The organism is Rhizobium sp. C1, assembly GCF_021026335.1.
In the GTDB taxonomy this organism is placed as follows: Bacteria; Pseudomonadota; Alphaproteobacteria; order Rhizobiales; family Rhizobiaceae; genus Ensifer_A.
Map to the genome: position 1 here is coordinate 223,926 of NZ_JAJNCY010000006.1, position 21,520 is coordinate 245,445.

Here is a 21,520-nt window from a genome sequence, read left to right on the forward strand (position 1 = left end):
TATCCTGTTCGACTCCACACCTATCGCACTTCCCGTGTTCCTTTTCCTCTTTCATTTTGTGACGAACGGCGAAGGCCGCCCTGAGCGGCCGCGTGAGACTTTCTGTCTAAATATTACGTCTATGCCATGTGGGGCTTTGGGTGAGTATCTCGCGTGGACAGCCCGCGAACAGCCGTTCTTCCGACCCTTGGCAGGAACCTCAAGGACCTACGCAGATCGGGGCCTGTCCGGTCGCCGTCTGGCCTGCCTCGGCCTCATAGGCTCGGAAGCCATGATCGTCCAGGATCATGATACGGTAGCAAGGGTTGCCGCCCGTCCAGTGCGGATCGGGCGCATCAAGGTCCGTTACGAAGCGATGCGCGCAGGCTTGGCCGGAGCTGTAGGGAATGCCTTCGCTGCTCATGCCGGTCATCGGCACATGGATATGGCCGAAAGCGATGTGGCGTAGGCCTGGCGCATGGGCGGCGAGTCTCTTCATAAGGCGGCCGTCATCATGCATTCCGATCCGGTCGAAATGCGCGATGCCGCAGCCCATCGGCGGGTGATGGATGAAGATCGTGGGAGGGGTCTCGTCAGCGCCGGAAAGCGCCTCGTCAACGAAAACCATGCGATCGTCGCCGAACATGCCGCCAATCACCCCCTTCTCGTGACTGTCGAGGAAGATCAGACGCCCATGCGGCGTGTCGATGAACGACTGGATGAAACCGTTGGCGTCGCGCGGATGGTCGGGAAAGGCCTCTATGAATTGCGGGCGTGCATCGTGATTACCGAGCAGTAGCCGCACTTCGCAGGGAACGGGCGCAAGAATGTCCTTCAGTAGCGCATAGGCCGCCGGCTCGCCATCGTTGCAAAGGTCACCCGTGATCACCAGAAGGTCGGCATCCGCATGCCTGGCCAGGATATCGGAAATGGCTGCGCGCAGCTGCCGCTCCGGATTCACGCCATTGACAGAAACGCCGGACGGAACGAGGTGGGTGTCGGTGATCTGGATGATTTTCATGCGCGGGTGTCTTTCCAATAAAAACGGCTGCCGAAGGGGTGCCTTCAGCAGCCGCATTCCGGTGATGTTGCTTACTGCATCAGTGCGTTGGTCTGCTCGACCATCTGCTTCAGGCCCGCTTCCGGCGTGACGTCGCCGCGCATGACCGAACCGATAATGTCGCGCTGGGTGCGCCAGATGCGAACCGAGTCGCCGCCCGGATAGCCGGCCCAGGGAAGCGAGCGGTCAGCCTGCAGGGAAGCCGTCTTCACATTCGGATGTTCGGCATAATAGGGCGCCAGATAGTCGGGGCCGGTTGCCAGCTTGTTGGTCGGCAGGTAGCCGGTGATGCGGACGATCGTGTTCTGAGCTTCAGGGCCGGTGATCCACTTCAGATATTTCCAGGCGGCATCCTGCTTGGCCTTGTCCTGGGTCAGGATCACGGCGGAGTTGCCGCCTGTCGGCACACCGCCCTTTTCCTTGTTGTCCAGCGGGAATGTGGCTGTCTTCAGCGGGAAGCGGTTGCCGACCAGCGCTTCGATCGTCTGGACATGGGCCGGTGTCGAGAAGATGAAGCCGGTGAGGCCGGCGCCGAACTGCTGGCGGGACTGGTCCCAATCGAGCAGGTTCTGGCCACCTTCTGTGACGAACTGGCGCGCCATCTTCAGCGCATTCAGGCCGATCTCGTTGTCGAAGGCCACCTTCTTGCTGGCCTCATCAACCAGCTTGCCGCCCTGTTCGAAGACGAGCGACTGCCAGAGCCAGTCATCCGGCCAGCCGTTGATGTCGTAGCCCATGCCGGCTATCTTCGGGTCGAGCGCATGGATCTTCTTGGCCAGTGCAATCAGTTCCGGGAAGGTCGTGGGCATGTGGTCCGGGTCGCCGCCAGCCTTCTTCACCAGATCGGCATTGATATACATGATCGGCGAGGAGGCGTTGACCGGCAGGCCGAACTGCTTGCCGTCGACCTGACCGAGAGCCGCCATCTTGGGCGAAAAGTTCTTGTCGAGAAAGGCCTGGCCGCCTTCAGCTGCAATGAACGGACTCAGATCGGTGATCTGATGGCGCGGCAGCAGCGTGTGCACCAGTTCGGCCGTCATGTTGTAGCCGGAGAAATAGACATCCGGGAGATTGCCGGTAACGGCGGCGCGCAGGACCTGCTGCTGGCCATCGTTGTAGCTGGCGGCGGGCGCCAGAAAGTTGATCTTGATGTCGGGATTGTTCTTCATGAATTCATCGGCGAGCGGCTGATGGAATTTCGTGAAGCCCGGCAGGTTGTAGAGCACGTTGAGCGTGATCTGGTCGGCGGCGTGGACCGGTGCCGAAAGCCCGCCAAGCGTTGCGGCGGCGAGCCCGGCAAGGCTGCCGAGCATGAGGCGTCGATTGATTTTCATGACGATCTCCAGACGTTGGGTTGGGAGGAGGAGAGGGTTATTTGACACCGGTCATGGTGATGCCGGCGATGAAGTGGCGACGTGCCAGAAGGAAACAGACGAGCATGGGAAGCGTGATCAGCGTGGCGCCCGCCATCAGTGCCCCGTAATTGGCGCCGGATTCGATATCGGCGAAGAACAGCATGCCGAGCGGCGGCGGCGCGAGTTCGGGCTGCGAGATGACGATCATGGGCCAGTAGAGATCGTTCCAGTGGGCCACCAGCGAGAAGACCGAAAAGGCGGCCAGCGACGGCAGCGACCCGCGCAGCACCAGGCCCCAGCAGATTTCCATTTCCGAGAACCCGTCCATCCGCGCCGCCTCGATGATCTCGTCCGGGTAGCTGCGGAAGGATTGATGGAAGAGGAAGATCGCGAAGACCGAGAGGAAGAAGGGGGCCATCATGGCAAAATAGGTGTTGAGCAGTTGCGCTTTGGCCAGCCCGACGAAGAGCGGCAGCGCCAGCGCCTGGATCGGCACGCAAAGGGCGGCGATGACGAGACCCATCAGCAGCTTCCGGCCCGGAAACTTGATCTTGGCGAGCGCATAGGCAGCAGGCACAGCGGTCAGGATCTGCACGATCAGAATGCCGCCGCAGACGATCACGCCATTCAGCATGAAGCGCGCCATCGGGGCCTGCGCAAGCGCTGCGCCGTAATTGGCCGCACCGCTGAAGTCCTTGGGGATCGGCCAGAGCGAGACGTCGAAGATCTCCGCCGGCGAGCGGATCGAGGTGAGGAACATCCAATAGAAGGGCAGGAGCATGATGGATGCGCCCGCTGCAAGAACCAGATGTGGACTGTATTTGCGCAGCATCAGTAGTGCACCTTGCGATCCAGATAGAAGGTCTGGCCGATCGACAGGACGAGGATGATGGCGAGAAAGATCAGCGTCAGCGCCGCCGCATAGCCGGTGTTGGAATATTCGAAGCCCTCGAGATAGAGTTCGAAGAGCAGGACTTCGGAACCCGCCCGCCCCTTGGTCAGAACCGCGACCGTCTCGAAGACCTTGAAGGCGGAAATCGAGGTGGTCACCGCCACGAAGAGCGTGGTCGGTCCGAGCATCGGCCAGGTGACGGTGAGAAACCGGTCGATCGGGTTCTTCGCGCCGTCGAGCTGTGCCGCCTCATAGAGATCCTTCGGGATCGCCGTCAGGCCCGCGAGAAACAGCACCATGTTGAATCCCAGAACCTGCCAGACGCCGATGGCGGCCATGGAGGGGATGAGCAATGTCGGATTGGACAGGAAGGAGACCGGCTCGAAGCCGAACCATTTGATCGCCGCATTCACGGGCCCGATCGAGGGGTGAAGCAGGAACTGCCAAACGGTTGCCATGGCCACGAGCGTTGCGGTGACCGGCAAAAAATAGGCGGCCTCCCAGAAGGCGCGGCTGCGCTTGCGGGCATGCACCAGCATGGCCACGCCGAGCGCCAGAAACACGCCGAAGGGAATGACGATCGCTACATAGAGCGCCGTGTTGGTCAGCGCGCGCAGGAAGACAGCATCGTGAAACGCCTTCACGAAATTGCCGATGCCCACGAAGTGGAAGGCGAGGGCGCCCAGCTTGTAATCCGTCACCGAAAAGCCGGTCAGCACCACGATTGGGATGATGTAGGTGGCGAACAGCAGCAGCACGGCGGGCGCAGCGAAGGCGAGCCCCCGCCAGGCCATGCGGCTTCCGGCGCTTCTTCGCTTGGCCGTGGACATTGCGGAAGGGATCTCGCCGGCTTCGATCGCGGTCATGCCGCCACCTCGCGCCGGTCGGCCAGGGCGCAGCGCAGGCCGTCGTCGCCGAAGAGATGGGCATTTTCCCGCCGGAAGCCGAGATGCAGGACGCCGTCGGCATCAGCCTCGAGCGCTGCGCCGGCATGGATGCGGACTGTCAGTCTGACAGCCTCGTCCTTCAGCAGGTGGCAGTGAACGAAGCGATCAGCGCCATGCATTTCGCTGCGCGCGATCCGCACGGCCAGTCCATCGACGACGGGGTGGAGGTCCTCCGGGCGAAGGCCGAGGGTTGCGGCATCACCCTTGCGATCGGCAACAGCCAGACCGAGATCCTGTCCCTGCGCATGGACCCGGCCCTCGGCGGAAATCTCGACTGGCAGGAGGTTGATCGAAGGCGTTCCGATGAAGCGGGCGACCGTCAGCGTGGCAGGCTGCCGGTAGAGTTCGTCCGGCGTGCCCAGTTGCTCGATGCGGCCTTCCGTCATCAGAGCGATGCGGTCCGACATGGTCATGGCTTCGACCTGGTCGTGGGTGACATAGATGAAGGTAGCGCCGAGGCGGCGATGCAGGCCGGCGAGCTCGTCGCGCATGTGGGCGCGCAGCTTGGCGTCGAGATTGGACAGCGGCTCGTCCATCAGGAAGGCCGCCGGTTCGCGCACGAGCGCGCGCGCCAGCGCCACGCGCTGCCGCTGGCCGCCCGACAGCTGGGCCGGCTTGCGGTCTAGCAGATGGTCGATCTGCAGCAGGGCCGCCGCCGCAGCGACGGCTTGGTCGATCTCGCCCAAGGTGTGACTGGAAGCCGCCATCCCCCCGACGAGCGGCAGACGCGCGGCGAGCGAAAGGCGGCGCATGCGCAGGGGCGTGGCGATGTTCTGCCTCACCGTCATATGCGGATAAAGCGCATAGGACTGGAACACCATGGCGAGGTTCCGGTCGCTCGGGTCGCGTTTCGTGACATCTTCGCCACCGATCAGCACCGTGCCGCGATCCGGCTGTTCCAGCCCCGCGATGATGCGAAGCAGCGTGGACTTGCCGCAGCCGGACATGCCGACCAGAGACAGAAATTCGCCCGGACGGATCGTAAGATCAATGTTCTTCAGAACATCGTCCGCTCCAAAGCCCTTGCCGATTCCGTGAAGCTCAACTGCGCGAGGTGTCATTTTAACCGTCCTTTTTCAGGCGGCTAATGGAACCTCGCCATGACAGACAGGCGACAATTGTGAGAAAGTTTCATGACCTGCACTGTTTCCGCATCGATGCTAAACTTTCAAAGATCAGGATCTCCCACAGAGATGCATAATGGCTAGGTCATATACCCATAAACTAATTTTTGATTTGAATGGATTGTGTTTCACTGCCTCTGTTGATTTGGAGGCAGAGATGGCGCGCTTTGATTTGACGGATTTCGAATGGTCGGTGATTGAGCCGCTTCTTCCCACGAAGGTTCGTGGTAAGGCACGGGTTGATGACCGGCGGGTATTGAATGGCATATTCTGGCGGTTGCGGACCGGTGCGCCCTGGGCCGATATTCCAGCTCGATATGGTCCCTATACGACCTGCGTCAATCGCTTCAACCGGTGGCGTCACGCCGGTCACTGGGCTCGCATTCTCAAGGCAATTTCAGAAGCTTACGACGGCGACATTCAAATGATCGACAGCTCATCGATCCGCGTGCATCAACACGCCGCCAACGGTCAAAAAAAGAGGAACGATCCGGTTGCATGGGTCGTTCGCGTGGCGGGCTGACAACCAAAATCCATGCCCTTGTCGATGCCGAAGGGCGTCCAATCATGTTGAAGCTGACAGCAGGCCAAGCGCATGATGGACGCTCGGCGGCGAATATGTTCGACACCGTCAAATCCGGCAACATTCTTCTTGCTGATCGCGCCTATGACAGCGACGCTCTGCGTGACACCCTCAAATCCCGTGGAGCATGGGGATGCATTCGCCCCATGCCCAACCGGGTCAATATTCCCGTCTTCAGCCCGTGGATTTACAAACAGCGCAATGCGGTAGAGAGGTTCTTCAACAAACTCAAACACTTCCGAGCCATCGCAACTCGTTATGACAAACGCGGCGACAATGTCCTCGCATCCGTCCAGCTTGCTTCAATTCGGATTTGGCTCCGTTCTTATGAGAACGTGGCCTAGACCGCCGTCCGCCGCTTAGGCGTTACGAACCCTCTCCGCTTGTCTGTTTCAGATCAAATTCCGCCAGCTGGCCGCGGATCAGCCGTTTGTAGTCGGCCACGATCCGTTCGCCCTCTTCGCCGCCCTGAAAGAGTGCAAGTCGCACTGCCCCGCCGGCCAACTGGAAGAGGAGATAGACGGAGCGGGTGAAGTTCTCGCGATGATGCTCGGCGATGAAATGCTGGAGTCTTGAGGAGACGGCCGCCGCCTGCGCGCGCGTCTGCGCGATATCCAGGTTCAGCAATTCCTTGTCTGCCTGCACGGCATGCAGGAGATCCTGGATGGCGGGTTTATCCTTCAGCAGATCAAAGTAGCTGTCGATGATGGCGTCCGTTGCGGGGAAAATGTCTTTCGCCGCCGTAACCGATTGAAGGAGCCCGGTGAGCTGGGTGAGAAACCCGTTCGAGAAACGGCGGTAGAGCTCCGCCATCACGGCCGTCCGGTTGGGGAAGTAGTGGTAGACCGTCGGCAGCGGCATCTTGCTGGCAGAGGCGATATCCGACATCGCCAGCCCCGCCAGCCCCTTTTCCCCGATCAACACCTGCGTAGTCGCAAGGATATGATCCACGCGCTCGCGGCTGCGATCCTGGCGCGGCTGACGCCGCAGCGTTTTCGTCACGTCTTTCATCCGCGCCCCCGATTGACAACATCCGGCAATCCTAGCATGTTTCAAAAGCTGATAGTCTATCAGTTTTTGAAAAGCTTCAAGAAATAGAAGCGGGGAACGGGAATGGATGCACAATGGCTGGTCGGCAATCCGACCCGCGCCAATGTATGGGCGGCGCTGTGGGTGGGCTCGGTAGGGCTTCTGGTTCTGGGACTGCAGCCCATTCTGCTCGGCGCGCTGCTGAATGAAGGGCGGGTCAATTTCGACCAGCTTGCTTTGGCCGCGACGGTCGAGATTCTGGCGATCGGGATCGGATCGGTTCTGTCGGCCTTCGCTCTCGGGAGCGGCGCAATTCGCACAAAGGCTCTGGTTTTTCTCGTTCTCGCGGCTGTCTGCGACCACGCCACGGCGGCAACCACCGGCCCAACCTCCGTCATCGTGACCCGCGGCCTGGCCGGCCTTGCCGAGGGCGCGCTGGTCGCCTTTGCCGTCGAGTTGATTGCGCGGTCTCGCCATCCTGGACGGATCGGCGGTTATTTCGTATCGTTTCAGACGCTGGGGCAGGCGCTGATGGCAGCCATGATGGCACTCTGGACCGTGGGGCGCTGGGGGGCTGCCGGCGGGTTCGAGACGATGGCTGTCGTTGCTCTGGCGAGCCTTGTCGTCGTCTTTTTCCTGCCCCGCGCCTATGGCGTGCTTCCGAAACCTGCCGATGAAACTGCATCGGGCCTTTTGCGTCTGGCGCCCGTTACCGCGCTTCTGGCGATCTTTTGCTTCTACCAGTTTCTCGGGGCGCTCTGGGCTTTTCTGGAGCCTCTGGGCGGTGACGCCGGCATTTCCGCCGATATCGTCGGATTGATGGTGTCGTTCAGTCTGGCAGCCCAGATCCTGGGCGCAACGCTGTCGACGGTCATCGAGGCGAGGTTGCCGTTTCGCCCTGTTGTCCTGATCGCCGGTCTGCTGGCCATCGGCATAGCCCTGATCATCCCGCTGCATCCGCCGGCCCTCGTTTTCTGGGGGCTTGCCATGACGATCGGTTTCATCTGGCTCTTCGTCGTCCCGTTCCAGATCCGCTTGGCTGTGGATGCGGACGCCTCGCGCGGGGCGGCCCTTCTGGTGCCCGCCGCTCAGCTTTTCGGCGCAGCGCTTGGGCCGGCAGGGGCTTCAGCCTTTGTCGAAACGGGTTCCGCCGCCGGCGTCGCCTATTATGCGGCAGCCAGCGCCGCCGCTTCCGTCGTTTTCGTCATTTTCAACGCGCTTGTTCGCCGGCGGCCGCGCTGAGAGAAGAAAGGGAGCCGCCACGCATGACGCAGATTGCACCCTCCACATGGTCCAACTGGGCTGGCAATGTCCGCGCCATGCCCCGCCAGATCGCGCGCCCGGCCGATGAGGCAGAATTGGGCGACGTCATTCGCATGGCTCCGGGACCGGTGCGGATCATTGGTTCCGGCCATTCCTTCACGCCGCTCGTGGCAAGTGAGGGAACGATCCTGGATCTGGCAGCCTTTTCCGGTCTCAAGGCGCATGATGCCACGCGCATGACCGCGACGATCGGCGCGGGCACGGCGCTCGGCACGCTGACCCAATTGCTGCATGCGGCGGGACAGGGCTTGCCCAACATGGGCGATATTGACCGCCAGACGATCGGCGGAGCCCTGGGCACGGCCACGCACGGCTCCGGCATAGGCCTCGGGGCCTATCACACGCAGCTCCTGAATGTGCGCCTTGCCGATGGGCGCGGTCAAATCCGGACGATCAGCGCAGAGACGGAGCCGGAAATGATCCGCGCCATCGGCGTCAATCTCGGAGCCTTTGGCGCGATGACCGAGGTCACATTCCAGAATATGCCGTCCTATCGGCTGCGCCGCCGCCGCAGGGCGCTGCCGGTTGGAGATGCGCTGACCAATTTCGACAGCCTGCTGAAGGGGCATCGCTCGGCAGAGTTCTTCGTAATCCCTTTTTCGGGTCATGCGCTTCACCTGAGCTATGACATCGTCGACGATCCCGTCAGTACCCATCCGCCCGAACAGGACGAAGATGGTCTGAAGACCCTCAAGATGCTGCGCAACGCGTTGAAATTCCTGCCGTGGCTCCGGCGCAAGCTGATCGGATCCGCCATTGCCAGGCTCGCGCCGGAGGATTTCGTCGACATCTGGTTCGGCGCCTATGTCAGCGAAAGGCGGACGCGCTTCAATGAAATGGAATACCATCTGCCTTTCGAGGCTGGCGCGCGGGCGCTCCGCGAAATTCTCACGCTGATGGAAAAGCAGTTTCCCGAGGTCTATTTCCCGCTGGAGATCCGCTCGGTGGCGGCCGATGAAACCTGGCTCAGCCCCTTCTATCGCCGGGAGACATGCTCGATCGCCGTCCATCATGACGCGGCGGAAGATTCCACCGCCTTTTTCCGCGCGGTGGAGCCGATCTTCCGCAAATATGAGGGCCGGCCCCATTGGGGCAAGATGCACAGCCTGACCGCCCGCGACTTCGCCGCCCTCTATCCGCGCTTCACGGAGGCAATGGAGGTGCGCCGCGACATCGATCCGGAAAACCGTTTCATCTCCCCTTATCTCGCGAAAATCCTGGGCGTCGGGGCATGAGCGACGGCGCCTATTTTGGGTCTCTGACGACAGCCCTGCAGGATGCCGGACGCTATGGTCCCACGCTGGTGATCGACCTTGACCGGCTGAACCGGAATCTCGAGATCGTCCGCCAGGGGGTCCGCCCCGGGGTGACGCTGCGCGTGGTGGACAAGTCGCTTCCCTCGATCCCGCTGCTGGCGCATGTGATGGAAAGGCTGGGAACCCGGCGCATCATGAGCTTCGATCTGTCCGTGACGCGCGCCGTGCTGCGGGCCTTTCCGGATGCCGATATCCTCTTCGGCAAGCCAATGCCGAGCGCCGCGCTGGCCGTCTTCCTCTCCGGCATGGAGAGAGATGCAGTCTGCGACTTCGCGGCTCGCTCCGTGCTTCTGGCGGATGGATTGCCGCGGATCGAGCAGCTGGCGATGCTCGCCCAGGCGCATCGGGTTTCACTGCGCGTCGCTTTCGAGGTCGATGTCGGCATGCATCGCGGCGGACTGCAGAGCCCGGCGGCAGTGGCCGAGGCCGCGCAAGCGGCCTTGAAATCCGGCGTTCTGACGCTGGAAGGCCTCATGGGTTATGAAGCGCATATTCCCGCCATTCCCGGTTTCGCCGGCGGGGCGGCCGGCGAAGCGAAGGCCGTCAAGGCAAGGCTTGCTGCCTTTGTGGAGGCCTTGCCTCCCGCATGCCGCATGATCGTCAACAGCGGCGGCAGCAAGACGGTTCTCACCTATGCCGATCCGGGTGTGGCGACGGAGCTATCCGTGGGTTCGGCCTTCGTGAAGCCCACCGATTTCGATACGCCCTCGCTTGCCGCCCTGCAGCCGGCCGTGTTCATCGCGACGCCGGCGCTGAAGGTCGTGTCGGCCATGTTGCCCGGGCCTGTCTGGATGACGAAGGTCTTTCAGGCGCTGGGACTGTTCGCGAAGAAGGGGTGTTTTCTCTACGGCGGTCATTGGCTCGCCAGGCCGGTCTATCCGGAAGGCATGCGCGGAAGCAGTTTCTGGGGACAGTCGTCCAACCAGCAATTCATGGCCCTGCCAGCCGGCTGCGATTTGAAAAACGATGATTCGGTCTTTTTCCGGCCCACGCAGAGTGAGGCCGTGCTCTGGCAGTTCGGTGACATCGCGCTCTTTTCGCAGGGCAGGATCGTCGGTAATTGGCCGCCGATCATACCGGGAAGCCTCAGCGCGGCGCATATTCCTGGATCAGGAAGCTGATGGCCGTGGGGTCGAATTCAGCCTTGTCGATGCGGAAATCTGCGCCATATTCCGCGAAAGACTGGAAATAAGGGTCGGTCAACGACGAGGAGATCACGCCGATGGGGCCGATATAACCGCTCTGGCGCAGCCGAGGGGCGCTTTCGCGGAAGTCTTCTCCCGGTCCCAGACGGTTGTCGAGAAGCACGATGTCGACGGTCGCGCCCTTGCCGAACATGGCGACGGCATCGTCCAGGCTGGGCGCATAGAGCATGTTGATGTCGTAATTTACGACTTTCTTCATCTGCGCCCGGAAGATCAGTTCTTCCGCCGGGTCGTCATCGATCAGCATTATGTTGACGACAGTCGCCATTAACCTTGCAACTCCGTTTCGCCTGTCCAGGCAATTATCTGTTTGGCGCTGCTGCTGCAAATGTCAACAGAACCGCCATGCAAAATACAAAGACTACAGAAATTGCCAAAGTCTGAAATTCGCCACAGCAATCTGGGGATCAGGGGATGATTTGCTCCCGGATCGCCTTCGCCACCATCTGAGTCCGATTGACCACGTCGAGCTTCTTGAGGATCGTCGCGGTATGGGAATTCACCGTATGCTCGGACACGGAGACGATAAGGGCGATCTCGCCTGCCGTCTTGCCGTGCGAAATCCACTTGAGAATTTCGAGTTCGCGCGGGGTTAGACCCATACCCTTCTTGTTCGCCAGAATCTCCCGGAAATAGAAGTCGAACGCGTAAGCCGCATCGTAGTAGACGGCGTGCAGCAGTTCCATGTTCGGCACGTCGCGGTCGCCCATGAAGATGATGGCATGACGGCTGCCGTTGAGGCCCTGAAGGGGAATGCACAGTGCCAGCTCGAAACCGAGCTGGCGCATCAGTTCATCCTGCGTTCCGTCGGCGTCGATCCAGTATGTCGGCAGGGTTGTTTCCTGCAGCATCTTGAAAAGCCCGGATTGCGAGAAGACGAAGCGCTCATCATAGGCCTCGGCCAGCCCCGCGGGCAGGTCGTGCAACTCAAGCTGGGTGGAAAGCGTTGGAGACGGGATATCGGCAAAAAGCCGCAACAGGCAGAAATGTTCAAATCCCGCACGCAAGGCCATCGAATGAAAAATACGGAAAAAGTCGACACGGTTGACGGCTTTGGCAAGTTCGGTCTGATAGCTGCCAGGGCATTGGTTTTTCAATTGCAACGTCAAAAGCCCGTCCTTGAACCATGTGATTGCATGCACGCACAATAGGACAAAAGAACCCGGCCGTCGCCGGTACAGGCCCGAAAAAATCCGGTTCCCCACCCTTGTCTCGCCAACCCATCAAATAGTTCGCTTCGACAAGCGGTTCTCCGCCCCGGAACGGCACTGAACCGGAAAACCCGCGAAGCGCAATCGCCGATTTCAACTATTGATTTTTCTGAAAGGCCAAAACGCCCTGCAGGTGATTCAAGATCTGCTGAAACAACCCTGCGTCAGGCGGAGGCGCTGACCTTGTTCGGCGCATCTTCAAGGCCGAGAAGGAAGTTGATTTGCGGTCTGGCGACCACGAGATCGTGGATCGAATATTGCGCGAGAACCTCGAAAAACGCGTTCAGCGCCTTGCGCAGCGCGGAGTTCAGGCCACAGCTGTCGACCAGCGGGCATTCTGTGACGTCGGAATCGAAACATTCCGCCATCGAGAAATTATCCTCGGTCACCTTCACCACGTCGAAGAGGCTGATCTTGTCCGCAGGGCGGCCAAGCCTGATTCCGCCATTGCGTCCGCGCACCGTATCGACGATCCCGGCCTTGTGCAGCGGCTGCAGAATCTTGAACAGGAAAAGCTCCGACACGCCATATGCCTTGGCGATTTCCGGGATACGGCTCAGATTGTCGGCATTGGCCGCGCAATACATCAGCATTCGCACCGCATAATTGGTCTGCTTGGTCAGCCGCATCCGAAAACCTCTATCGTTCGATGGGGCCTTTATAGACCCGTTCGCAGTTTGGAACAATTCCAAAAGATGAACGCCTCACTCATATTTCGCAATTCATATTGACGATGCAAGTGGGTCACCTTAAAAGATGAGTGAAACTGTCAAGAAAGATACTGGAGGTATCATTTGTCGAACGTCTTGAAGAAGTCCGCTTTCGCCGCAGTGCTTGTTGCCGGAACAGCTTTGCCCGCATTTGCCGCCGATGGCGAGGTGAACATCTATTCCTATCGTCAGCCCGACTTGATCAAGCCGGTGCTGGACGCCTTCACCAAGGAAACGGGCATCAAGACCAATGTTCTGTTCCTAGATAAGGGGCTTGTGGAGCGGATCAAGGCTGAGGGCGAGAATTCTCCGGCAGACGTGATTCTCACGATCGACATCTCCCGTCTCACTGAAGCCAAGGACGGCGGCGTCGTGCAGCCGTTGAAGGATGCGAAGATCGACGCCAACATTCCTGCGAATTTCCGCGATCCGGATGGCGACTGGTTCGGCCTGACGACCCGCGGCCGCGTGGTCTATGCCTCCAAGGAGCGCGTCGCCCAGAACGACATCACCTATGAAGAGCTTGCCGACCCGAAGTGGAAGGGCAAGATCTGCATGCGCGACGGCCAGCATTCCTACAATATCGGCCTTATCGCCTCGATGATCGCCCATGACGGTGCCGAAGCGACCGAGAAGTGGCTGACGGGCCTGAAGAACAACCTCGTCCGCAAGCCCGACGGCAACGACCGCAGTCAGGCCAAGGCCATCTGGGCCGGCGAATGCGATCTGGCGCTCGGCAACACCTATTATGTCGGCCTGATGCTGACCGACACCAAGGAGCCGGAACAGAAGGAATGGGCCGGCGCGATCAAGGTGCTCTTCCCCAATGCCAAGGATCGCGGCACGCATGTGAACGTGTCCGGCATGGCGCTCGCCAAATACGCGCCCGACAAGGAAAACGCCATCAAGCTGATGGAATTCCTGTCCTCGAAGGAAGCCCAGCAGATCTATGCGGAGCAGGTCTTCGAATATCCGGTGCTCCCGGGCGCCGAACCCTCTGCCATCGTCAAGTCCTTCGGCGAAATCCACCCGGACAAGCTGCCGCTGACCGATGTGGCCAAGTATCGCAAGCAGGCCTCTGAACTGGTCGACAAGGTCGGCCTCAACGACGGTCCTGCGAAATAAGCTGACCGCAGGGCTTGAGTTGAACAGGGCCGGGCGTCAGCGCTCGGCCCTATTTTATCTTCGCCTCTCTGGCCTCGCGCGCCCATTGCTCGATCATCTTCTGGCGATCCGGCATGCCGGGATGCGTGTCGAACATGCTGGTTTCATCTGCCCCCACATTCAACTTCTCCTGAAGCGCGGTAAAGAAGCGGGCCAGCGCCAGCGGGTCTCTTCCCGCCTTCGTCATGAGGATGACCGAATAGTGGTCCGCCTCGCTCTCGGCTTCGCGTGAATAGGAGAGGGAGAGAAGGGCCGCTCCATTGGTCAGCACGTCCTGCATGGCGCTGCCGACGTCGCCGGCAATCAGCATGATCAGGCCCGCGGTACCCGCAGCGCGATAGATCTGGCGCAGCGAATGCTTCCTGTCGACATGGCCGATTTCGTGGGCGAGCACGGCGAGGACCATGTCGGTATCGTCACCCGCGATATCGACCAGTTCGTCGGTCAGGATGATCGTGCCTGATGGCAGCGCGAAGGCATTCGGCCCGATCGCGCCGCCCTCGCGGAAGTTGAGCGAGTATCCACCCGTTCCCCGGTCAGCCCTCTTGGCCAGATCGGCAAAACCCTCCTCGATGCTGCGTCGTTTGACCTCCGGCAATTGGCTCGGCTTCAAAAGAGTTGCGTCCAGTGACTTCAGTGTGCCGGCCGACATTGTCTGCGGCACCACATCGGGCGTCACCAGGACTGCCACTTCGACCAGCGCGGGGAGGGCGAAACGATAGATCGCGGCGGCTAGAAGGAAGACTGCGGCCACGAAAACGATCAGCCGCGGGTGGAAGCGTTCCAGCCCGTGAACGAATGCACCGGCCCTGTTGGAACCGTGCTTCGTCAGCAACTGGTCAATGCCGGCGTTATCCGGCGTTTCGAAGAGGGAGCCGTTGCTGAAGGCGATGCGGCGCGGCACGTTACCGACGCGGGATGATACTTCAATTGTCGAGAGAAAGCCGAGCGCAAGAGCGGGCTCGCCCGCTGAGGCGCCTGCGCGACGCACGATGACTGAATCGCCTTGAACCCAGATTTCGGCCGTGATCGCCTCGCTGGATCGCGGCGGATGCCATACGCCCTCGGCGATGCGCTCGAGGGACGTTGCGCGTGCGTCAGAAGCCAAAATCGAAGCCCTCTAGATCGAGATATTCCGCCGTGGCGGCCACACCGGCTGCCTCCATGGAATCCAGCACGGTCCCGAGGTCGCCATCGAAGGTGATGCCGCTGTGATCAATCACATAACGTTGCTCCCGAATGGCCGTCCAGGGCCGCATCAGGCCCATCGTCAGAAAGACGAGGAAGAGGTTGCTGACGACGACGAAAAGATAGCCGAAGCGCGGCAGGTCGCTGAACAGACGGTGCCGTTCATCGAGCAGCGAGGCATTCATGACCACATTCCGCACACCTGCCCGATACAGGATCGCGCACAGAAAATAGATGATCATGAGCGGTACGATCATGCCGAAAAGGCCGGCTGCGAACGCGTTCTCCAAGGCCTCATCCACAGAGCCATCCGCCGGGAGCTGATTGGATGCCATGAAGACCAAGAAGGCGATTGCGATGGAAATGACGATGCCCACGACGAAGAGGATGATGGCGGGAAGTGCCGCGCCATAAATCTTGCCCACGCGCGGATCGGTCGAGAAGCTGCGGTCGCCATAGCGGAGATTGTTGAACAGGTAGCGATAGAACCAGCGGCTGGCGAGCGGGGCGAGAATGCCGAGAGAAAGGACCGCGACTGCACCACCGAGTATGACGGCCGTGAAGGCGCCCCAGGCGGTTCCCGTGAAGTTGAAGCGCACATTGCGATAGCTCGTTACCCGCGCCGAGAAGCGCAAGCCCCGCGCCATCAGCCAGGGCAATACAATCAGGAACACGATTGGGGTCAGGAATGCGAGAAGCGGCACGACGGCGGTCACGATGTTGATCGCGATCAGGCCAGCGAACACGATGAGGCGGCCGATGAATATCTGCTTGCCCTTGGCGTGATAGTCGAAGGATTGCCCGGCCACAAACGTGTTGCCGTAAAAATAGCGGTTGCGCCGCACCTTGGCCCATGCGGAATAGATGCCCAGCGTCACGATGGTCAGCAGAATGTTGACCATCCAGATGCCGAAATATTCGCTCGCCGTCCCGCGAAACTCGGTGCGAACCAGCCCGCCCGCGCCCTGTGCACTCATATCCGCCAATGTCCGCTCCCCAGCGTGGCCTGCCTCTCCGATCGCTCGCGCGCAGCCTTCAACATCTTGTAAAGACGCAAAAAAGGCGGGCCCCATGAGGGCCCGCCCACTATACAGAAAACGCATGCACTGCAAATCGGAGATTGCAGCAGCAATGCTTACTTCATCGTCGGCATGGAGAATTCCGCGCCGTCCTTGATGCCCGACGGCCAGCGCGACGTGATCGTCTTGGTGCGGGTCCAGAACTTGATCGAGTCCGGGCCGTGCTGGTTGAGGTCGCCGAAGGACGAGGCCTTCCAGCCGCCGAAGGAGTGGTAGGCGAGCGGAACCGGAACCGGCACGTTGATGCCGACCATGCCGATATTGATGCGCGAAGCGAAGTCGCGGGCGGCGTCACCGTCGCGGGTGAAGATGGCGGTGCCGTTGCCATATTCATGCTTCATCGGCAGGGCGAGCGCGTCTTCGTAGTTCTTGGCGCGGACAACCGACAGAACCGGCCCGAAGATTTCCGTCTTGTAGATGTCCATTTCCGGTGTGACATTGTCGAACAGCGTACCGCCGACGAAGAAGCCGTTTTCATAGCCCTGCAGCTTGAAATCGCGACCATCGACCACGAGCTTGGCGCCTTCCTCGACACCGCGCGAGATCAGGCCCTTGATCTTGGCCTGGGCTTCCTTGGTGACGACCGGGCCCATGTCGGCCTTGTCATCGGTATAGGGACCGATGCGCAGCGACTCGACCTTCGGGATCAGCTTTTCGATGAGACGGTTTGCCGTTTCCTCGCCAACCGGGACGGCAACTGAAACCGCCATGCAGCGCTCGCCGGCCGAACCGTAGCCAGCGCCCATTAGCGCGTTGACGGCCTGATCGAGATCGGCGTCCGGCATGATGATCATGTGGTTCTTGGCGCCGCCGAAGCACTGGGCGCGCTTGCCGTTCGTCGCCGCGGTGCCATAGACATAGCGGGCGATCGGCGTCGAGCCGACGAAGGAGACGGCGCTGATGTCCGGGTTCGTCAGGATCGCATCGACGGCAGCCTTGTCGCCGTTGACGACGTTGAGAATACCTGCCGGAAGACCCGCTTCGATCATCAGTTCGGCGAGACGCAGTGGCACGGACGGGTCGCGCTCGGACGGTTTCAGGATGAAGGCGTTACCGGTGGCAATCGCCGGCGCAAACATCCACATCGGGATCATGGCCGGGAAGTTGAACGGCGTGATGCCGGCGCCGATGCCGACTGGCTGGCGCATGGAGTACATGTCGATGCCCGGACCTGCGCCTTCCGTGAACTCACCCTTCTGCAGGTGCGGAATGCCGATGACGAATTCGCAGACTTCGAGGCCGCGGATCACGTCGCCCTTGGCGTCCTCGATCGTCTTTCCATGCTCGCGCGACAGCATTTCGGCGATCTCGTCCATGTTCTGGTTGAGGAGGTCGACGAACTTCATGAAGACGCGGGCGCGGCGCTGCGGGTTGGTCGCAGCCCAGCCCGGCTGGGCGGCCTTGGCGCTGGCAACGGCGGCTGCAAGCTCGCTTTCGGTCGCAAGTGCGACACGAGCCTGCACTTCGCCGGTGGCCGGATTGAAGACGTCTGCAAAGCGACCGCTTTTTCCCGCGACGTGCTTGCCGTCGATGTAATGACCGATTTCCTTCATGGGATCCTCCTTGAGAAATTTGGGCGCATAGTGACACTGGATTTTGTCGAGAGCAACGGCACTGTTTCCGCATCCGATGTGCAATTATGCACAACGGCTTCTGCAAATGAAAATGCCCCAAGATCGCTCTCGGGGCATGATTTCTAACGGTGCTTGTAACGCTGAGCGGCTTATTCGCCGTCACGCTGCGGGTCGACCGGACGCGGGCGGTTGCGCGGGCGCAGTTCCTCGACGGTGGCGCTGCTGCGCGGCGAGCCGTCTTCGTTGAACTCGCTTTCCTGCGCATCCGGCTCGAAGTCGAGCGTGATGCCGGTAACCTGTTCTTCCGGCTTGCCCTTGATCTTGATGAGCTGGCTCTGCAGGAAGTTGCGTTCGCGGCGGGCCGAATTGAGCGCGCCTTCGAGATAGGTGCGGTCGGCGCGTTCGTTTTCCAGCTGCTCGTTGAGCTTGCGGCTCTGATCCTCGACCTGCTGCAGATATTCGGCGTGACGCTTGTGCAGCGCCTCGATGACTTCCTGCTGCATGCGGATCTTCTCGGCCGACTGCTCGGAGGAGCGGACATGGCCACGAAGCTGGATGCTGAGTTCTTCGACGCGGGCCTGCAGCTGCGTTTCGGACTTTTCGAGTTCCTTGTTGCGGCGCGCTGTGTCCTGCAGCTCCTGTTTCAGACCTTCAACCTCGGACTCGAGGCGCCGCATGTGGCGCTGCGTTTCGGCCTGCGCCGTCTGGTCGCGGAAGTTCGAACGCTGTTCGTCGCGGGCCTTCTCGAGCAGATGCTCGGCAAGCCGTGCGCGCGAGGTCAGGGCCTCCAGGCGGATTTCGTAGTTCTTGGCATCGGTCTCGCGCAGGGTTTCCGCCGTCTGCAGGCTCGCCTGCAGCTCTTCGCGTTCACCCAGAAGCTCCGACTGGCGGGCTTCCAGCTTCATCACGCGGTCGCGCGCCTTGTCGAGCTCGTCCGTGGCCGAAGCCAGCGCCCGGCGCTGCGACTGCATGCTGGTCACGACTTCGTCATGCAGCTTGGAGAAGCGGATGCGTTCGGCCACTTCGAAGTCGACGCTCGACTGCAACAGCTTGCGCTCTTCGCGCAGTTCATGCAGCTGCTTTTCGTTCTCGCCGACGATGACCGAGAGGTGATCGGCCTTTTCCGTCAGATTCTCGATCGTTGTGCGCATCGCGCTCATTTCGTTTTCGAGAACCTTGGCGCGGGCATCCGCCTCGCGAAGGGCAATCTGGTCGGACTTGTGCGCGTCTGACAACTCGTTGCGCATGCGCAGCAGCAGATCGCGCTCCGAGGAAATTTCGTCCAGCTGGCTCTGCAGGCGCAGAAGGGCAGCCTGGGACGAGGAAAGCTTTGCGCGCAGCTCCTCGTTCAGCTTGCGCGACGAGCCGTAGGCCGTCTTGATTTCGGAAAGTTCGCGCTTGTTCAGATGGAGTTGGCGGGCAATCTCGCCAAACTCCGTGAACAGCCCTTCCATCTCTTCAGCCGCGCTGCGCAGCGATTTCAGCGAGTTGAGCGCCGTTTCACTGCGATTGCGCAAGCCCTCGTGATAGGTGCCGAGCGCACGCACGGCCTCGACGGTGTCCACCGGCTCGGAAGCTTCGGGTTTCTCGGTCTTTTCGCGGATCATGGGCAAGTCGCTCTGCATTGGTTCCGGCATGTCACCATCTCCCTCGCCGCCGCTGCTGCCTTTTCGCTTTCTGAGCAGTGAAAAATTGGAAATCATGAATGCCCCAAATCCCGACGGACCAACCGTCGCGGTTCCTGGTCTGCTGCGCGCCCCGCCTGCAAGGTCGCCTTGTCCTCGTTCGCCGGCCGATCAGGCCAACGGTTCCGCCAAAGCATGACGCGTAAAACTCCCCGTGTGCGAAATGAGGGCCGCAAGCCTGCCCACATGCCGCATACATCTACGCGCACCTATGTAATTAACCAAACCTATCAGTTGACCCAGCCTATTGCAATCGGCCCGGCTGTGCAAAGCGGGGGCAAGCGGGATAACTAAAGCGTTGTGGCCCGGGTGCAATAGCTGTCTTTTGACTTAAATGCCGGCCGTCGCCACGCTAAGCTGATGAGAAGAAGCCGGATTCGGCGTTGGGATAAGCCTTTTCATGAACTGGGATGATGTTCGCATATTTCTTGCCGTGGCGCGGGCAGGGCAGATCTTGGCCGCCGCCCGTACGCTCGGGGTCAATCATGCCACAGTCGGCCGCCGCATCAGCGCGCTCGAGGAGGCTCTGCAGACACGGCTCGTGGTCCGCCGCACCAATGGCTGCGAATTGACGCCGGAGGGCGAGGTGTTCCTGAACGCCGCCGAGCGGATGGAAACCGAGATGCTGGCCGCCCAGGCCCATATCGGTCGTGTCGACGCCGCGCTGGCCGGAACCGTGCGCATTGGCGCGCCCGACGGGTTCGGCGTTTCTTTCCTGGCGCCGCGCCTTGGCGCGCTGATTGCCCGCCATCCGGCGCTGAAGGTGCAGCTCGTGCCGGTTCCGCGCGCCTTCTCGCTGTCGCAGCGGGAGGCCGATATCGCCATCACCATCGAGCGCCCGGCGGAAGGTCGGCTGATTTCCGGAAAGCTGACCGATTATACGCTCGGTATTTATGCCTCCCGCGCCTATCTCGCGGCCAACGGCGCACCTGCGGATATCGAGGCGCTGAAGTCGCATCGTCTCATTGGATATGTGGAAGACCTGCTTTTCACCCCCTCGCTGAACTTCGCCCATGAAGTCTTCAAGGGCGCCGACACGGCCTTCGAGATTTCCTCGGCCATCGGGCAGACGGAGGCCGTGCGCTCCGGCGCCGGCATTGGCATCCTGCATGATTATATTGCGCGCAACGACGAAAGCCTTGTCCGGATCCTGCCCGAAATCGGGCTGCGCCGGACCTACTGGACCATCATTCACGAAAGCGCGCGGGAACTCGCCCGTGTTCGGGCCGTCGTGAGCTTCCTGCAGGAAATCGTCGAAACGGATCGCGCGATCTTCCTGTAGAAGATGATGCATATAAGAAGGAAGAAGTGGTACGGTTGGGGGGTCTCGAACCTCCGACCTCAGGAGCCACAATCCTGCGCTCTAACCAACTGAGCTACAACCGCATGAGGCACGTCTTGAAAGGCGTGTGACGCTCACATACGGGCGTCGGGATTTTTTTTCAAGCATAATCCGCATAAAAATCATAAAAAAAAGGCCGGGGAGACCCGGCCTTTTGATCGGAAAGCTCCTGGCATCGGCGCGACGATCCGAACCGGTTTTCGCAAGGAGCGATGCATGGATCCTGTCTGTCAGGGCGTCGTCGTGCGCCCCAAAGGGACGCACGACGCTCTGATCAATCAGGCAGCCTTGAAGATCGAAGCGACCTTCTGGGCGGCGTCCTTGGACGGCTTGGAAACATCTTCGGCAACCTTGCGCGAGGTTTCCTGCATGGACTTTATCTGCTCGACAGCGACTTCAGCCTGCTTGCGGGCGAAGGCCGTCTGGAGTTCGATCAGCTCGGAAACCGACTTCACGCCGAGAAGAGCTTCCATATGAGAGAAGGTGCTTTCTGCATTGGCGCGAACGGCGTCGATGGCCTTGAGGCCGAGTTCGACGGTGCCAGCCTGCGCCTTTTCGAGCGTGGCTTCAATCGTCTTCGTCGCATCTTCGGACGCTTCCTTCACCTTGGCGAAAGCATCCTTGGACTGGTTAACACTCTTTTCAGCAAGCTCGCGGAAAGACTCGGAAAACTTGGACGGGTCGAAGGACGAGAACGAGAAAACGTCGTCGAGTTTCGGGGTAGCCATGATATGCGCTCCTTGGGTCGGTGGCC

19 protein-coding genes, 1 tRNA gene and 1 pseudogene are annotated in these 21,520 nt (G+C 60.7%); 6 read left to right on the forward strand and 15 right to left on the reverse strand.

Annotation, left to right across the window (positions count from 1 at the left end):
* Nucleotides 1-199: 199 nt before the first annotated feature.
* From LQK83_RS14725 to LQK83_RS14745, 5 genes are all read right to left on the reverse strand, one after another.
* Nucleotides 200-1,000 (reverse strand): phosphodiesterase, encoded by an 801-nt coding sequence (locus LQK83_RS14725; protein ID WP_230838142.1) that lies wholly within the window; start codon nt 998-1,000, stop codon nt 200-202.
* A 71-nt stretch (nt 1,001-1,071) separates the two neighbouring features.
* Nucleotides 1,072-2,373, reverse strand: a complete 1,302-nt coding sequence (locus LQK83_RS14730; protein WP_230838143.1) for an ABC transporter substrate-binding protein — start codon at nt 2,371-2,373, stop codon at nt 1,072-1,074.
* A 37-nt stretch (nt 2,374-2,410) separates the two neighbouring features.
* Nucleotides 2,411-3,226, reverse strand: a complete 816-nt coding sequence (locus LQK83_RS14735; protein WP_230838144.1) for a carbohydrate ABC transporter permease — start codon at nt 3,224-3,226, stop codon at nt 2,411-2,413.
* Nucleotides 3,226-4,152, reverse strand: coding sequence for a carbohydrate ABC transporter permease (locus LQK83_RS14740; RefSeq protein ID WP_442966763.1), 927 nt, complete (start codon nt 4,150-4,152; stop codon nt 3,226-3,228). The genes LQK83_RS14735 and LQK83_RS14740 overlap by 1 nt, the downstream gene beginning before the upstream one ends.
* Nucleotides 4,149-5,294, reverse strand: coding sequence for an ABC transporter ATP-binding protein (locus LQK83_RS14745; RefSeq protein WP_230838145.1), 1,146 nt, complete (start codon nt 5,292-5,294; stop codon nt 4,149-4,151). Before LQK83_RS14745 ends, LQK83_RS14740 begins: the two co-directional genes overlap by 4 nt.
* 220 nt (nt 5,295-5,514) lie before the next feature.
* On the opposite strand from LQK83_RS14745, the pseudogene LQK83_RS14750 reads away from it, so the two are divergent.
* A pseudogene (locus LQK83_RS14750) lies at nt 5,515-6,284 on the forward strand (IS5 family transposase).
* 22 nt (nt 6,285-6,306) lie between these two features.
* Here LQK83_RS14750 and LQK83_RS14755 read toward each other — a convergent pair.
* The gene (locus tag LQK83_RS14755; RefSeq protein WP_230838146.1) at nt 6,307-6,951 is read right to left on the reverse strand and encodes a TetR/AcrR family transcriptional regulator; all 645 of its coding nucleotides are present in this window, start codon (nt 6,949-6,951) and stop codon (nt 6,307-6,309) included.
* Nucleotides 6,952-7,053: 102 nt separating this feature from the next.
* Between LQK83_RS14755 and LQK83_RS14760 the strand changes: the two genes are divergently transcribed.
* The 3 genes from LQK83_RS14760 to LQK83_RS14770 are packed head-to-tail and all read left to right on the forward strand — an operon-like array spanning nt 7,054 to nt 10,729.
* Nucleotides 7,054-8,211, forward strand: a complete 1,158-nt coding sequence (locus LQK83_RS14760) for an MFS transporter (RefSeq protein ID WP_230838147.1) — start codon at nt 7,054-7,056, stop codon at nt 8,209-8,211.
* A gap of 23 nt (nt 8,212-8,234) precedes the next feature.
* Nucleotides 8,235-9,527 (forward strand): D-arabinono-1,4-lactone oxidase, encoded by a 1,293-nt coding sequence (locus tag LQK83_RS14765; RefSeq protein WP_230838148.1) that lies wholly within the window; start codon nt 8,235-8,237, stop codon nt 9,525-9,527.
* Nucleotides 9,524-10,729, forward strand: coding sequence for an alanine racemase (locus LQK83_RS14770; RefSeq protein WP_230838149.1), 1,206 nt, complete (start codon nt 9,524-9,526; stop codon nt 10,727-10,729). Before LQK83_RS14765 ends, LQK83_RS14770 begins: the two co-directional genes overlap by 4 nt.
* On the opposite strand, the gene LQK83_RS14775 is transcribed toward LQK83_RS14770, so the two are convergent.
* The 3 genes from LQK83_RS14775 to rirA form a co-directional block, all read right to left on the reverse strand.
* Nucleotides 10,695-11,081 (reverse strand): response regulator, encoded by a 387-nt coding sequence (locus LQK83_RS14775; RefSeq protein ID WP_230838150.1) that lies wholly within the window; start codon nt 11,079-11,081, stop codon nt 10,695-10,697. The two genes, LQK83_RS14770 and LQK83_RS14775, sit on opposite strands and share 35 nt — an antisense overlap.
* Nucleotides 11,082-11,220: 139 nt before the next feature.
* Entirely contained in the window at nt 11,221-11,910 is a 690-nt protein-coding gene (locus LQK83_RS14780) for a LuxR C-terminal-related transcriptional regulator (protein WP_230838151.1), read from the reverse strand.
* Between the two features lie 278 nt (nt 11,911-12,188).
* Nucleotides 12,189-12,653 carry an iron-responsive transcriptional regulator RirA gene (rirA, locus tag LQK83_RS14785; protein ID WP_230838152.1) on the reverse strand — a complete coding sequence of 155 codons (465 nt, stop codon included), beginning with the start codon at nt 12,651-12,653 and terminating at the stop codon, nt 12,189-12,191.
* A 177-nt stretch (nt 12,654-12,830) separates the two neighbouring features.
* Between rirA and LQK83_RS14790 the strand changes: the two genes are divergently transcribed.
* The gene (locus LQK83_RS14790; RefSeq protein WP_230838251.1) at nt 12,831-13,859 is read left to right on the forward strand and encodes a Fe(3+) ABC transporter substrate-binding protein; all 1,029 of its coding nucleotides are present in this window, start codon (nt 12,831-12,833) and stop codon (nt 13,857-13,859) included.
* Between the two features lie 49 nt (nt 13,860-13,908).
* Here the strand turns inward: LQK83_RS14790 and LQK83_RS14795 are convergent, their stop codons facing one another.
* From LQK83_RS14795 to LQK83_RS14810, 4 genes are all read right to left on the reverse strand, one after another.
* Entirely contained in the window at nt 13,909-15,006 is a 1,098-nt protein-coding gene (locus LQK83_RS14795) for a M48 family metallopeptidase (RefSeq protein WP_230838153.1), read from the reverse strand.
* Nucleotides 14,996-16,063 carry a YjgN family protein gene (locus LQK83_RS14800; protein WP_230838154.1) on the reverse strand — a complete coding sequence of 356 codons (1,068 nt, stop codon included), beginning with the start codon at nt 16,061-16,063 and terminating at the stop codon, nt 14,996-14,998. Before LQK83_RS14800 ends, LQK83_RS14795 begins: the two co-directional genes overlap by 11 nt.
* Before the next feature lie 158 nt (nt 16,064-16,221).
* Nucleotides 16,222-17,718: a CoA-acylating methylmalonate-semialdehyde dehydrogenase gene (locus LQK83_RS14805; protein ID WP_230838155.1), complete on the reverse strand. Its 1,497-nt coding sequence runs from the start codon at nt 17,716-17,718 to the stop codon at nt 16,222-16,224.
* A gap of 170 nt (nt 17,719-17,888) precedes the next feature.
* A complete protein-coding gene (locus tag LQK83_RS14810; RefSeq protein ID WP_230838156.1) occupies nt 17,889-19,376 on the reverse strand; it encodes a hypothetical protein in 1,488 nt (495 codons plus the stop codon).
* 448 nt (nt 19,377-19,824) lie between these two features.
* Here LQK83_RS14810 and LQK83_RS14815 point away from each other — a divergent pair, with 448 nt between their 5' ends.
* Nucleotides 19,825-20,706, forward strand: coding sequence for a LysR family transcriptional regulator (locus LQK83_RS14815; RefSeq protein WP_230838157.1), 882 nt, complete (start codon nt 19,825-19,827; stop codon nt 20,704-20,706).
* Between the two features lie 27 nt (nt 20,707-20,733).
* Here LQK83_RS14815 and LQK83_RS14820 read toward each other — a convergent pair.
* A tRNA-His gene (locus LQK83_RS14820) sits at nt 20,734-20,810 on the reverse strand.
* 234 nt (nt 20,811-21,044) lie between these two features.
* A complete protein-coding gene (locus LQK83_RS14825) occupies nt 21,045-21,494 on the reverse strand; it encodes a phasin (protein WP_230838158.1) in 450 nt (149 codons plus the stop codon).
* Nucleotides 21,495-21,520 lie beyond the last annotated feature (26 nt).